The 11,559-nt window shown below is 62.2% G+C and carries 12 protein-coding genes; 6 read left to right on the forward strand and 6 right to left on the reverse strand.

What is annotated here, in order from left to right:
- Nucleotides 1-334 precede the first annotated feature (334 nt).
- The 4 genes from N5A92_RS25775 to N5A92_RS25785 all read right to left on the reverse strand — a co-directional run bounded on the left by N5A92_RS25775 (nucleotide 335) and on the right by N5A92_RS25785 (nucleotide 3,285).
- The gene (locus N5A92_RS25775) at nucleotides 335-631 is read right to left on the reverse strand and encodes a DUF982 domain-containing protein (protein ID WP_260907365.1); all 297 of its coding nucleotides are present in this window, start codon (nucleotides 629-631) and stop codon (nucleotides 335-337) included.
- A 119-nt stretch (nucleotides 632-750) separates the two neighbouring features.
- Nucleotides 751-996, reverse strand: coding sequence for a hypothetical protein (locus N5A92_RS25780; RefSeq protein WP_260907366.1), 246 nt, complete (start codon nucleotides 994-996; stop codon nucleotides 751-753).
- Between the two features lie 175 nt (nucleotides 997-1,171).
- A complete protein-coding gene (locus tag N5A92_RS27615) occupies nucleotides 1,172-1,492 on the reverse strand; it encodes a DUF982 domain-containing protein (protein WP_425248646.1) in 321 nt (106 codons plus the stop codon).
- An 83-nt stretch (nucleotides 1,493-1,575) separates the two neighbouring features.
- On the reverse strand, nucleotides 1,576-3,285 hold the full coding sequence (locus N5A92_RS25785; protein ID WP_260907368.1) for a sulfatase-like hydrolase/transferase: 1,710 nt from the start codon (nucleotides 3,283-3,285) through the stop codon (nucleotides 1,576-1,578).
- 186 nt (nucleotides 3,286-3,471) lie between these two features.
- Here N5A92_RS25785 and N5A92_RS25790 point away from each other — a divergent pair, with 186 nt between their 5' ends.
- The 4 genes from N5A92_RS25790 (at nucleotide 3,472) to sorU (ending at nucleotide 7,031) form a co-directional block, all read left to right on the forward strand.
- Nucleotides 3,472-3,726 carry a hypothetical protein gene (locus tag N5A92_RS25790; protein ID WP_260907370.1) on the forward strand — a complete coding sequence of 85 codons (255 nt, stop codon included), beginning with the start codon at nucleotides 3,472-3,474 and terminating at the stop codon, nucleotides 3,724-3,726.
- Complete coding sequence (locus N5A92_RS25795; RefSeq protein ID WP_260907372.1) at nucleotides 3,727-5,205, forward strand: basic helix-loop-helix domain-containing protein; 1,479 nt, start codon at nucleotides 3,727-3,729, stop codon at nucleotides 5,203-5,205.
- A 198-nt stretch (nucleotides 5,206-5,403) separates the two neighbouring features.
- The gene (gene sorT / locus N5A92_RS25800; protein WP_260907374.1) at nucleotides 5,404-6,606 is read left to right on the forward strand and encodes a SorT family sulfite dehydrogenase catalytic subunit; all 1,203 of its coding nucleotides are present in this window, start codon (nucleotides 5,404-5,406) and stop codon (nucleotides 6,604-6,606) included.
- Nucleotides 6,607-6,680: 74 nt separating this feature from the next.
- The gene (sorU, locus tag N5A92_RS25805) at nucleotides 6,681-7,031 is read left to right on the forward strand and encodes a SorU family sulfite dehydrogenase c-type cytochrome subunit (protein ID WP_260907377.1); all 351 of its coding nucleotides are present in this window, start codon (nucleotides 6,681-6,683) and stop codon (nucleotides 7,029-7,031) included.
- Nucleotides 7,032-7,035: 4 nt separating this feature from the next.
- On the opposite strand, the gene N5A92_RS25810 is transcribed toward sorU, so the two are convergent.
- Entirely contained in the window at nucleotides 7,036-7,785 is a 750-nt protein-coding gene (locus tag N5A92_RS25810; protein ID WP_260907379.1) for a sulfite exporter TauE/SafE family protein, read from the reverse strand.
- A 189-nt stretch (nucleotides 7,786-7,974) separates the two neighbouring features.
- Here N5A92_RS25810 and N5A92_RS25815 point away from each other — a divergent pair, with 189 nt between their 5' ends.
- Nucleotides 7,975-8,553, forward strand: a complete 579-nt coding sequence (locus tag N5A92_RS25815; protein WP_260907381.1) for a peroxidase-related enzyme — start codon at nucleotides 7,975-7,977, stop codon at nucleotides 8,551-8,553.
- Between the two features lie 108 nt (nucleotides 8,554-8,661).
- Here the strand turns inward: N5A92_RS25815 and N5A92_RS25820 are convergent, their stop codons facing one another.
- Nucleotides 8,662-10,386 (reverse strand): thiamine pyrophosphate-requiring protein, encoded by a 1,725-nt coding sequence (locus N5A92_RS25820; RefSeq protein WP_260907382.1) that lies wholly within the window; start codon nucleotides 10,384-10,386, stop codon nucleotides 8,662-8,664.
- 216 nt (nucleotides 10,387-10,602) lie between these two features.
- On the opposite strand from N5A92_RS25820, the gene N5A92_RS25825 reads away from it, so the two are divergent.
- The gene (locus N5A92_RS25825) at nucleotides 10,603-11,556 is read left to right on the forward strand and encodes a TAXI family TRAP transporter solute-binding subunit (RefSeq protein WP_260907383.1); all 954 of its coding nucleotides are present in this window, start codon (nucleotides 10,603-10,605) and stop codon (nucleotides 11,554-11,556) included.
- Nucleotides 11,557-11,559 lie beyond the last annotated feature (3 nt).

Consider the following 11,559-nt stretch of genomic DNA (forward strand, 5'->3'; position numbering starts at 1 on the left):
AATGTGCTCGGCCCCGATGGCAAGACCACCGCCGATCCGGCCGAAGCGGTGTCGACCCTCGTGCGCGGGCTGGCGGAGGGCGTGCGCGAGGCGCGTCTTTCTGAAGCGCCGTAGCGTAGAGATCCAGCCGACATTTCTGCCTGTGTGGCCCATCGCCGCTTCTCATGGGGTCCGCCTGCATCTTCTTCCACGGTCATTCTAGCGTTCCCGCACATGCGGACGCGCAATAGGTGGTCGAGATATGCGATCGCAACCGCCACGTTTCACATGCCTGAATACGCGCTGGCGCTCGCTGACAAGCGGCTCGTGTGGCGCGAAAGCGCTCCAACCGCCGCTAGGTGCGAAGCATTCCCCAATCTTGTGCGAGCTTCTCAGCGCTACGGTCCAGGGCTTCCTCCGACAGGATACCTCGATTGGCGGCAAATCGTTCGAACGCTTCCTGTGCTTCTTGAACTGTTCCCTCTCCGCTGAGGGCTTTGCTGCAGAGGTCCATGGCGGCGTGATAGTCGGGGTCGGGAACGCCGTTCCATTCGAGGAGTAGGTGGTAGGCATCCAAGACAGATTCGACTTCACGGGGAAAGCCGAGGCCTAGGAATACTGAAACGGGCTGATTGAACCTGTGAGCGGTCATCGGTTGGACCTCCTTGTTCGGGTCCTAGTTTCAGCCGCCGAAATGGGCAACACCTAGATGCGATCAGTCACAAATCGAGACCGAGTGGTGCCGGTTCGTGATGTAGACGATTCTTCAAGTTACAACGCGCGAAGCCCAAAAAGCCCGAACAGCAAAATTGCCGCACCGATGACGATCAGCGCAAGTCCCGGCCACTTGTCCGCAAGGCCAATCGCTCGAATGCCGCTGTGCTTCGGTTCTAATGTGCGTGCCCCCGCCCGCGAACGGTGAGGATTGCTCATGCGACCCCGATAGATGGCGGTCCCTGCCGAGTAGAGCACACCGAGAATAACGAGAGTGGCGCCGAGCCACATCATCCATACCATTTCGACCTCCAAAACAACAACGTGCGGATGCGAGCAAACGTTCCTGGCAGCCGGAGTGAGATCGTGGGAGCGGAGGAGGCTTTTCTTCTAGATCGATAAGTTGTGCCAAAGTGGCCACAAACTGGTCATGACGATATCACTGATGATCCCGAACATCGTTGGAATTGGTGAGCAATCAATGAGGGCGCGCGCTCATTAGGATACCAGCTTCCTGCGCCGCCTTGCAAAATGTAACCCATACACGCACGGCCTGTGGCTGGCTGGGCCTCTCACTCCAATCGAGGAGGGCAGCGCAAGCCCGCGTATGCCGCGGCCCACGGTTCGGCCAGCGGGGGTCCATGAGAATCTCCGCCGCCTGTTCCACTGACGCCACTGTGCGGGCAGTGTCGAGCTGCCCGAATGTCACTGACACCGACTGCTCGAATGGATCTCTCATGTCGAAAAAACGCGATGCGTGCATGGTCGGTTCCGACAAAGGCCGGACTGCGCACGACATATGAGCTGACCAAGCTGGCCAATGAGCGCTCCAGCACCTTCTGCGTGGCGCCGGGCCATAAGCTCCGCTTCAAGCGCGGCGATCTAACGCTCGACGGAAGGCGGTGGCGGGTCCAAGGTGTCCCGATCTACGGGACCGGCGCGCGCGCCCGGCATCGTGTCGGCGATGCTCGCCGGTTCCCGGATTTTGTTCGTCACGTCGTGGAATTCGTAGATCGTGGCGTCGTTCGGGAAGGCGTAGATGCGGTCGGAGAGTAGCGGGAAATTGGCGTCGAAATAGGTGTTGAACAACACCCGGTAGCTGTTCACCGGCGTGATGTCGTCGGTAAGCTGGAGGTAGTCTTTCCCGGGGAAATAGTAGGCGTTGAAGATGCCGGTCTTGATCCGCAATTCTTCCGCCGGTGCGTCCTGCCACGGGACCCTCGAACCGCGCTCGGGGAAGGGACCTTCGTCCGCCTGTATCAGGATGATCGGCGGCTCGCGGCCGTCCGCCTGGAGCGTGGTGACGACGTCTCTGATAATGCGGTTGGCATAAGCGACCTGGTCGACGAAACCCTGCTTCTCGCCGCGCTCCGCCGACTCCTTCTGGCTAAGGCAGCGGCCGTCGGCGGTGAAGGGGTAAGGGCCGTGCGGCACGAGGAAATGGGCGAAGACGTAGACCGGCCGCTCGCGCTCGCCGATAGACTTGATCTCCTCCACCTGGGGGGCGACGCGCTGGCACTGGGCGTTGTCCCAGTCGAGCCGCATGGTCAGTGCCGTATCGGGCAAGGTGTGGAAGATCGGGCGCAGGATCGTGCGCCGCAGATAGAGCATGGCGAACTCGCTGAAGCCATGTGGCCGGTTCTCGTCGGCGAGGGTGCTGTTGTAGGTGCCCACCCACCAGGCACCGAACTGGATGAAGTCGTATCCGCGCGACTTCAAGACCCGCCCCACGCGATGGTCGTCCAGCATCTCGTAAATCGGGCGCCAGTTGGCACCTTTGACCCGCGGATCGTCCTCCAGGAAATCGAGATAGTCCAGGTAGAAGGTCGAGGCGACGGAATGGCCGGTCTTTTGGTAGTTGGAATTGCTGCGGCGCGCGACGTAAAAGCCCCGTTCCTCCAGAAAGCGGCCGATGGAGCGGTTGTCGAGATCATAGTGGCGCTGGAGGATTTCCTCCGACGTGTAGCGGTCGAATACGAAGTGGTAGATGTCCGGCGGTCGGTCGGCGCTTTCTTCCGCAGGCAGATACTGCCGTACCTCCGCCAGGGCCTGTTCAGCGTCGTAGGCGGCGCGGGCCTTGCCGTTGTGCCATTCATAGACCCCCACCTGCCAAAGCGGAGTAGCCAAAAGCACCAGCGCGACGCCGTTGAGGATACTGTGCGCCAAGCGGGTGAGACGGTGCAGGCGCAGTGCAATGAGTGTCAGAAGCGACAGGATCGCGAAAGCGAAGGGCAGCGATCTCACCATCGGAAAGCCGCCTGACACCATGTCGTTGAGCTGGCCGAACAGTCCTAGATAGAAGAGGCTGCCGGCCACCCAGATGCTGGCAACCACTGCACCGGCCGCATCGAAGCGCCGGCGCATCGCCGCGACCGCCAGATAGACCACCAGCGCGAAGGCGAGGGAGCCCAGGAGAGAGGGCGCGACGTCGGCAAACGAGGCGAAGTTCAGGTTCCTCGCCATGAGGGCGAAGACAGCAGCAGCGGCGAAGAGAAATGGATGGAAGGGATAGGCTCTGTCCCAGACCTTCCGGCGGCGCTCGCGAGGGCGAGGATTGTCGGCTGTTGCACCCGCGTCCGAACCCTCGGCCATCACGCACCTCCATTCCGCGCGGCGCGTTCGGGTGCGACCCCGGCCTTCGGTCCGCGATGGGTAGCCTCCATGATAATTACAGTCGTTATGACAGATTTATGTCACTTTTTTGAAGGAATAAGGAACGTCTTCTGCTCGACCACGTTGACTGCCGCCAACCACCCGGTTCGACGAAAGGAAGCTTCGATGCCCGTGAGATTTCTCTCTCGCCTCGTTCCGCTCACGCTCTCTGTCTTGTTCCTCGGCATGACCGCGACCGGCGCATATGCCTATCTGGATGCCGGGACAGGCAGCATGATCCTCCAAGTGCTTTTGGGGGGTATCGCGGGCCTGCTGATCGCCGGCAAGCTCTACTGGCACAAGTTCCTTTCCCTTGTCGGGCTCAGACGGGACCCGCCTCAAACAGATGAGGCGAAGGACGAGCCTACCGTGGGCCAATAGGTGAACGAGGCCCACACGCTAAAACCCGAGGCGCCTAAACGAGCCGGGGCCGGCGGGCTTGGTGGCGTGTCTTCTGATGGGGCGAGCGAGCCGGAGGTAGGCTCCTATCGCGATCGCAACGGCGCCGTCTTCTATCGCGACGGGCGCGTGTTCCGCTATGTGAGTGAGCGGGCACTTAAGAACTGGCAGCACCTGTGGGAGGCCCCCTTCTTCGAACGCTTCCGCAGCGAGGGCCGGATCGTCGAGACGAGCCTGGTCGACCCGCGGAACGAGAACATCGACCTTGGCACATGGGCGGGCGTCCTTGAGCACGCCCGCATCCCCTACATCTCATATCCCTACGAGTGGACCTTCGGCATGCTGAAGGACGCCACCTTGCTGCATCTCGACCTGATGCGCGGCGCGCTCCGCGCGGACATGATCCTGAAGGATTCCTCGCCTTACAATGTCCAGTGGAACGGTGTGCATCCTGTCTTCATCGACGTCCCTTCCTTCGAACCGCTCGAGAAGGGAGCGCCATGGGTTGGTTACCGGCAGTTCTGCGAACTCTTCCTCTATCCGCTGATGCTCGCGGCCTATAAGGGCGTCGACTTCCGCCCCTGGTTGCGCGGGCGTATCGACGGCATTCCCGCCGAGGAGATGCATGCGCTGATGTCGGCGCGCGATCTCATGCGGCCCGGCGTGCTCCTGCACGTAGCTGCTCAAAATGCGCTGCAGAAGCGCTATGCGGGCGGCAGGCAGGACATGCGCGGCGCGCTCGCCGAAGCAGGTTTCAGCAAGGCACTGATCGAGCGGAACGTGGAGAAGCTGACGGCGCTGGTCTCCAAGCTGGAGCCCGCACGCACGAAAACCGAATGGTCCGAATACGACCGGACCCATTCCTACGAGGATGCGGAGCTTAAGCGAAAAGCCGACTTTGTGCGTCAGGCGGCGGCAAGCCGCCGCTGGCGGCTTGCCTGGGACCTCGGTTGCAACACAGGGACCTTCTCGCGCATTGCCGCCGAGTTCACCGACCATGTGGTGGCCATGGACGGGGACTGGATGGCAATCGAGCATCTCTACAGGCGCGAGAAGGCCGGCGCGGCGTCGAAATCCATCCTGCCGCTGGTCGTCAACCTGGCCGACGCTTCGCCCAACCAAGGTTGGCGCGGTGCAGAGCGCAAGGGCATCGCCGAGCGCGGCCGGCCTGAGCTGACGCTCTGCCTCGCGCTCATCCATCACATCGTGATTACCGCCAATATCCCGCTCGCCGACTTCATCGAATGGCTGGCAGGGCTGGGGACCGCGGTGGTGATCGAGTTTGTCGGGCGTGACGACGAAATGGTGCAAACGCTGCTCGCCAACCGCGAGGACCAGTACAGCGACTATCACCCTGAAATCTTCCGCGCGCTGCTTGAGGCCCATTTCGACATCAGGGCCGAAGAGGCGCTGAAGGGCGGCAAGAGGCATATCTATTTCGCCGAGGCGAAGGCGCGTTGAACCTTCCGACCCTGCACCGACCCAATCCGCATAAAAAAGCGCCAGGGAAAGGGAACACTGCCTGGGCTCCGAAGTTGTCAGTAGTGGTATCTCAAGAAGCCGTTAGATCGTGACTGGAATTCGGCCTGCCCCTCTCGGCGGGCCGTTTCGGCTTTCTGCGAACCGGATGGGAGTAAAATCAAGTAAGGGAGAAGCGCCATGAACATGAGCACCAGGATCCGCAGGCGACATTTCCTCGTCGGCGCAGGTGGCACAGCCGTACTCGGAGCCAGCGGGGCGAGCGTTGCCATTCTCCCGGCCATTGCTCAGGACGCCCAAGGTGGCTCCCTGCCTTCCTATGCTGACTGGAAGAACCCCGAGGCGATGGTCATCCACACCGAGCTGACGCTTGAGACCGTCCGCGACGCCATCGGTACGAGCGTCGTTACGTCCAACGACGTCTTCTTTATCCGCAACAACCTGAACCCGCCGAGCGAAGAGGTCGTCCAGGATCGCGACGCGTGGGAGGTCTCGTTCGAAGGCGTTGCCAACCCGCGCACCATGACGCTTGGTGAGTTGAAGACACTTGGATTGGAGACGGTCGCCACAATCATCCAGTGCTCGGGCAACGGGCGGGGCCTGTTCGATCACGACGCAAGCGGCGCTCCCTGGCGCACAGGTGCGGCCGGCTGCGCGGTATGGAGCGGTGTCCCCGTACGCGCCGTCGCGGAGGAGCTGGGCGGCAGCGTTGACGGAGCCCGGTTTATGACCAGTACCGGCGGTGAGGAACTCCCCGAGGAGGTCAACCGCGACGAGATCGTCGTCGAGCGCTCGGTTCCCCTGGAAGCTATGGAGAACGCCATTTTGGCTTTCGAGATGAATGGCGCGCCCGTACCGATCGCCCATGGCGGGCCGCTGCGCATGATCGTGCCGGGCTACTATGGCATCAACAATGTGAAATATGTCCGCACCGTCGCCTTCACTGAAGAGGAATCCACGGCTGACATCCAGGTAAGCGGCTATCGTGTGCGCCCGGTGGGCGAGTCCGGTGCGCCGGACCAGCCGTCCATGTGGGATATGAAGGTGAAGTCGTGGGTAATCCATCCCCTCATGGAAACCACGTCGGGACGCGTGCTGATCTACGGCGTCGCCTTCGGCGGCACGAACCCGGTGGAGCGCGTCGAGGTTTCGACTGACGGCGGAGAGACGTGGGAGGATGCGGAATTCACCGGCCCGGATCTCGGCCGTTTCGCCTGGCGGGTCTTCGTTCTGCCGGCAGAATTGGAACCGGGCGACTACACCGTCACGAGCCGCGCCACCGATAGCCAGGGCAACGTGCAGGAACAGACGACGGAGCCCAACCACCGCGCCTATGACTACGCCGGCTGGGACCGTCTGGCTGTCGGAGTGACCGTGGTTTGACCCCCTCCGATCCCCGTCAGCAGACCTTCCGCCGCCGAACTACCGGCGGCGGAAGCTTGTAGGGAGCTGAAGGCATGCCATATCTCGTGTCGATGTTGACCGCCCGCGTTCCAGTCGTCGTCCTTGCCCTATTTACGTTTTCGACCGGCGCTGCCGGCGGGGCCGACGAGGCGATGCTAGAACTTGGCCGGCAGGTGTTCCTGACGACCGCCGAGCCACCCTGCGGCGTCTGCCATACGCTGGCCAATGCGGAAGCCACTGGTACCATCGCGCCCAATCTCGATACCATGCGCCCAACGGCGGAAGAGGTCCGGAACGCATTGATGGAGGGGCCTGGGGCGATGCCTTCCTATGCCGACACCCTTAGCGATGAGGAGATCGACGCGGTCGCCGAGCATGTGGCGGCGGTGGCTGGCGCAGAATGAGTGTTCAGCTGATCAGGGCGTCGTAGACCAGCTTCAAGGCCAGCAGGCTGAGCAGGATAAGGATGGCGCGGTCGAAGTTTTCCTTAGACAGGCGCCTTGCCAGCGCCGAACCGACGGGCATGAACGCGAGGATCGGGAAGAGGGCGGCGAGACTGATCAGGGCGCCGTGCTCCGACAGGATGCCGAAATAGCCGAGCGCCGGGATCTGCAGCGCACTCATGACAGCGAAGAAGACGGAGACGGTGGAGATGAAAACCGGCCTTTCCAGACGCATCGCATTGAGAAAGGTGATGGAGACAGGCGCGGAGATGCCGGAGGCGCCCTGCAGAACGCCTGCGGTGAGGCCCGCCGGCAGGCGCAGCCGGCTGGCCAGCGGATAGGCGATCTTCCAGTCTGGCCGGGCAAGCCGCAGGAACACGTAGCCGAAGACCGCCGCCGCCACCATGAGTGAAAGCAGCTGCTGAGAGAAGAAGGCGAGCATCAGCGTGCCGGCAACGACGCCCGCCGCGCCGGCGGCGGCAAAACCCCAGATGAAGGAGGCCGGCAGGCGGTGGCGGCGGAAAAGCCATCCCTGCCAAATGTTGGTGAGCAGGTTTGGCACCAGCATCACCACCACGGCGAACTTCACGTCGAACATCATCGCCAGTGCCGGCACCGCCAGCACCGGTGCGCCGGCGCCGGTCGCCCCCTTTAGAATTCCACCGCCCGCCAGACAGGCGAAGATGATGGCAAGTTGCACCGGTTCGAAAGCCATGTGACGGCTCCGTTCTTGGAGGATGGTGGGTTTGGGTTATTACCTGAAAATCGGTTTGGCTAAATCAGGAAAGCATTCAGCCCAGCAATCCTCCGATCTGCCGCCGAGAGAGCGTGGATGCGTGACTTTGTTCGCAAAATGGCATTGATTATCTGGCGGGGAAGCTGCCGGAAGTATGGAGACACCAACATGACCAAAGCAGAGCGCAAGGCAAGCCGCTTCCCCGTGCCAGAAGTCGCAGACATGCCCGAAGACATCCGAGATCGTATCCTCGTCGTACAGGAGAAATCGGGCTTCATTCCCAATGTCTTCCTTGTGCTCGCCCACCGGCCCGAGGAATTCCGCGCGTTCTTCGCCTATCACGACGCGCTGATGGACAAGCCCGGCAACCTGACCAAGGCCGAACGCGAGATGATCGTGGTCGCCACCTCCAATCTGAACCAATGCCAGTATTGTGTGATCGCACATGGGGCGATCCTCCGCATCCGGGCCAAGGACCCGTTGATCGCGGACCAGGTTGCGGTGAACTACCGGAAGGCGAACATCACTGACCGGCAGAAGGCAATGCTCGACTACGCCGTGAAGGTCTCGCAGACGTCCTACGCGGTGGGCGAGGACGATCTGGAGGTGCTTAAATCCCACGGCTTCACAGAGGAGGACGCCTGGGACATTGCTGCCATTTCGGCCTTCTTCGCCATGTCGAACCGGCTGGCAAACGTCACCGATATGCGGCCCAACGACGAATTCTACTCGCTTGGGCGTGGCTGAAACAAAGGCTCCCCGATGCTCATCATCATGCGTCGCGGCTGTTCTCTAGTCCGCATCCCGCTCCCCAAAGATCGCGAGAGAGTGCAAAGTCCGTTCCAGAAGCCCATCCTAATGCTTGTCTGAAGCGGCGACCTTCAGTTCCAACAACACCTGCCGCCGCTCTTTGCGGATCACCTCCACAGCACGCGCAAGCGCGGCAGGCAGTTCTTCGCCATGTTCTACGCGCTCCGTATAAGCGCGGCTGGCGGCGGCCGCTTGCGTATAATCGGGGGAGGGCTCCAGCGAGGTGAGCGGCATACGGTTCGATTTGGCGGCTGCACCGCCTGGATAGCTGTTGATGACGGAGCGGCGCACTGCGTTCCACATGCTGTTGTTCTTGACGATGGTGAGCACCGGCAGCTCCAGCGCTTCGGCGATCTGGTGGCAAGCGATCGGGTTGGCGAACATGTAGGAACCGTCACCCATAGAAGCGATGACGAGCCTCTCGCGGTCTGCAAGCTGTGCACCGAGGGCTGCCGGTAGAGCCCAGCCGAGACCACCCGAGTGCGGATTGCTGAAGATGCGGTTCGGCCCATTCACGCGCAGATGGCCAGGCAGGACGCCGAGTTCACTAAAGATCACCGCGCGCTCGTCCATGACCGCGGCGACGCAATGGCTCATCCATTCCGTGCTCATGGGGCTGGCACAGCCTTCCGCCGCGTTCTCAGCTGCCTTCTCCAACCGTTCCCGGCTCAGCCGCGCGTAGCGGGCGCGTCGCTCCTCGACCATGCTTGTTGTGGGCTCCATGGCGGTCGCAAGTGCTGTAAGCCCGGCGGAAGCGTCGCTGGCGATGGCGAGGTCCGCTTGATAGCCGCGAACAGGCATGCGCTGGAAATTCGGGTCGGGGCCGAGATGAATTATCTTTGTCTCTGAAGCTGGCCGGTGCAGCGATTCAATCCACGGCACCCCGCTGTCGACCACCAGCACCACGTCCGCCGCAGCCAGCGGCATTTTGATGTCGTAGCCGAGGAACATCGGATGGTCCGAGGCCATGAGATTGCGGATCGAAAAAGGCTCAACGACGGGGATGGCAAACGTCTCCGCCAGGTCGGCAAGGGCGGCGCCAACACGCCCGTCAGGATCGCCGCGCTGGCAAACGATCAGCGGGTTCTTTGCCGCCGAGAGCCATTGTGCGGCTTGTGCGATGGCCGCCGGATCGGGGTAGGGGACCGTCGCCGGCGCCTGCAGGCATGGGGCATCGGCGTTGGAGGCCGGCACTATATCCATCAGCGCCTCACGCGGCAGGCTTACATAGACCGGGCCTTTCGGCTCGCTGGTGGCGAGTACCGCGGCGCGCGCGGCGAGCAGGCCACCTTGCTCGGGGTAGCGCATTTCGTAGTGGAACTTTACGACGTCGCTCACCAGCGAGGACTGGTCGTACATCTCCTGTCCGTACTGGATCGGTGAGACGCGGGCGCCGCGCCGCCCATGCTCGGTGATCGGTGTGCGGCCGGACATGATCAGGACGGGAATGTTGTCGCTGGCGGCGTTGATGGCGCCCATGGCGGAGTTGGCAAGCCCGACATTGACATGAACCATTGTGGCCTGCGCCCGGCCAGTGAGGAGGTAGTAGCCGTGCGCCATGGCCACGCTAGCCGTCTCGTGCGGCACGGTGACAGGCACCGGGACCGCGTTTTCGTCCAGCGCGGCGAATGCCTCGATGATGGGCGGGAAGTCGGTTCCCGCGTTGGCGAAGATGAAGTCGATGCCGGCAGACTTCAGCCCGAGGAGGAGACTTTCCGCGCCCGTCCGGTTGTCTGGTGCCGCCTTTCGCTCCGCTTGGTCGAGCGCCATCGCATCCTCCTCGCGATTCTCAAAAACCGATACGGGTAGCCGCATTTTCAGCATCGCCGGCCCGTCGCAACTTGGGCGGGTCACGACAGTCAGCGTACCGGACCAGAATGCGCTTGAAAAATCGGCGAATGCAAGTGCATGATGAGACAATAATCTCATTTTTAGGGATTTATGTCGCCTCTACTGGCGACCAACGAGCAGCAGCGGAGGAGAACAATGAGACGCTTAATCGCTTCGGCCGTGCTTGCGGCCGGACTCGCCTTCAGCGGCACTGCGGCGGCGCAGACGGTAGGCATCGCCACATCCAACCCTGGATCGCTCTTCCATAACATCGGCACTGCGGTCGCCAACGCGGCCAACCAAGCCGGCCTCAACGCCACCATCCAGCCGGCAACCAGCCCCAATCAATACATCCCCTTCGTGGCTTCCGGCGGTATCGAGTTCGGCGTTGCCAACTTGCAGGAGGTGAACTACGCGCTCGAAGGTAAGGAATGGTTCGAGGGCAACGCCAATCCGGATCTGCGAGTGGTCGGGCTCATCATGCCGCTCAAGGAGGCGATCTTCGTGCGCGCCGATTCCGATATCAAGTCGATCGCCGATCTGGAAGGCAAGCCGATGGTGGATGGATTTACGGCGCAGAACACCATCCTACCGCAGCTCGACGCGATGTATGCCTCGGTCGGGCTGACGCGTGACGACATGCAGCCGGTGCAGGTGCCAAGCGTGGTCGCGGGCGCTGACGCTTTCATTGCCGGGGATTCGGTCGGCTTCATCTTCGCCCATGGCGCCGGCAAGGTGCGGGAGGCAGATGCCGCCGTCGGCGGACTGAGGGCGCTGCCGGTGGAAAACGATGAGGAGACGCTGGCTGCCATTCGCGAGCACTGGCCGGTAGCCTTCCTCGTCGAGATGGAACCGGGCGAGGCGCCGGGTGTCTTGGAAAAGGCGCACTACATGGCCTATCCGCAGCTCGTGTTCACCCACGCCAATGCGCCGGAGGAGGTGGTCTACGAGATGACCAAGGTTCTGCACGATAGCAAGCAGGTGATGGCGGAGACCTTCCCGCCCTTCAACCAGTTCGACCCGCAGGATATGGTGGGCGACACAGCGCCAACTGAGTACCATCCCGGCGCCATCCGCTTCTATCAGGAAGCCGGCCTCTGGAACGAGTAGGAG

The organism is Chelativorans salis, assembly GCF_025336525.1.
Taxonomy (GTDB): Bacteria; Pseudomonadota; Alphaproteobacteria; order Rhizobiales; family Rhizobiaceae; genus Chelativorans; species Chelativorans salis.